A 1,573-nucleotide genomic window follows, 5' to 3' on the forward strand; every position below is an offset into this window, starting at 1 on the left:
ACTCCCGGCAGGTTGCTCAATCTTACCGCTGTTGCCTTGAATTCTTCACTGTACTTGTAGGTCGTTCTTGGACCTGGTTTTGGCATTCTGGACCTCCTGAATAGTTAGTTCAGGGTGTCCACTAAACCGGGGGAACTCTCGAGCCGGTAACGATGTACTGATAGGTGGTACGGGTGACGACGATCATCATGATGTTTCAGGGAATGACTTCTACTTTTACAGCTTGGGAGATGGGCTGGACACTGTCAATGACGAGCAGGGTGTTGATGAGATTGTCTTTGGAGAGGGAATTACAAAAGCGGGAGTGAGTGTTAGACACAACGTTGAGGATCACCTGATACAGATCCGCTTCCTCGATGAGAGCGAAGTGGAGATTGCGGGTCAGGGCATTGATGTTGTGGAGAGCCTGACGAGCCAATCGGACTATCTAATTGAGGGGCTGCGATTCTTCAATGATGATCTGGTGATGATCAGGGAGTTTCTAGAGACCAACGACAGCATCATGGGCACAGAAGGGGCCGATGAGCTCAATGGCTATGCAGGAGATGACGTTCTTTTGGGTGGATCTGGCGACGACTCCATTTATGGCGGTGAGGGTGCGGACAGCCTGTCAGGTGAGGAGGGGGAGGATTCTCTCTATGGTGACGGTGGTAGTGACATCTATCTTTACAATCTAGGTGACGGTATTGATTACATTATCGATAGCGGTGGGGGCAATGATGAGTTAATCATTGGCGCAGAAATTGCGCCGGAAAGTACAAGGATTATTTACAATAATGATAATAATGATATTTCAATTCGGTTCTTGGACTCCAGTGGGATAGAGATTCAGGATCAAGCAATCTATATTGCATTATCCCTTGAGTACGGGCCTGGAGGTGCCTTTATCAATTCGCTAGAAACGGTTCGCTTTAGTGACGGAACTACTGTCGAGCTTGCTGAGATATTGGCAAATGTTGATGCAAGTGAAGAGGCTGATGATCTGTTTGGTACTTCTGGAAATGATTCGATTAGTAGTTCTGGTGGTGCCGATGAAATTTACAGCCTAGCGGGAGATGACACGATCGATGGCGAGGAGGAGGCTGACTACATTGAAAGCGGTATTGGTAACGATACCATCACTGGCGGTATTGGTGATGATACGATTTATGATGAGTTTGGCGACGATCGGTACTTCTATAACTCAGGAGACGGCTTCGATCAAATAAATGATTTAAATGGGTTAGATACAATTATTTTTGGAGATGGAATTCTATCTGAGCATGTTAGGGTCGCCTATTATCATGAAAGCAGTCTGATTGAAATTCGTTTCCGAGATCAATATGGTAACGATATTTCTGATCAGGGCATAGATTTCTACAGACAACTTAATCTAGAGATTGAGAATGAATCTGAATGGTTTGAATTCAGTAGTGGCGAAATAATGGACTTAAGGGCACCTCCGGAAATTAACCAATTCCTGTAAACTATCGCAAAATCTTTACACACGCGAGTGACTCATGGCCCACCCCGGATTTTTCGATCTTGATGATCGCTTCAAGAAGCTGGATGAACGAGATGCTTTACTGCAGCT

General features: G+C 45.5%; 1 protein-coding gene. It reads left to right on the plus strand.

Going from position 1 to position 1,573, the window contains the following annotated elements:
- Positions 1-223 precede the first annotated feature (223 nt).
- A complete protein-coding gene (locus Q7U10_03700; GenBank protein ID MDO8281720.1) occupies positions 224-1,465 on the plus strand; it encodes a calcium-binding protein in 1,242 nt (413 codons plus the stop codon).
- Positions 1,466-1,573: the final 108 nt, after the last annotated feature.

The organism is Thermodesulfovibrionia bacterium, from assembly GCA_030646035.1.
In the GTDB taxonomy this organism is placed as follows: domain Bacteria; phylum Nitrospirota; class Thermodesulfovibrionia; order UBA6902; family UBA6902; genus JACQZG01.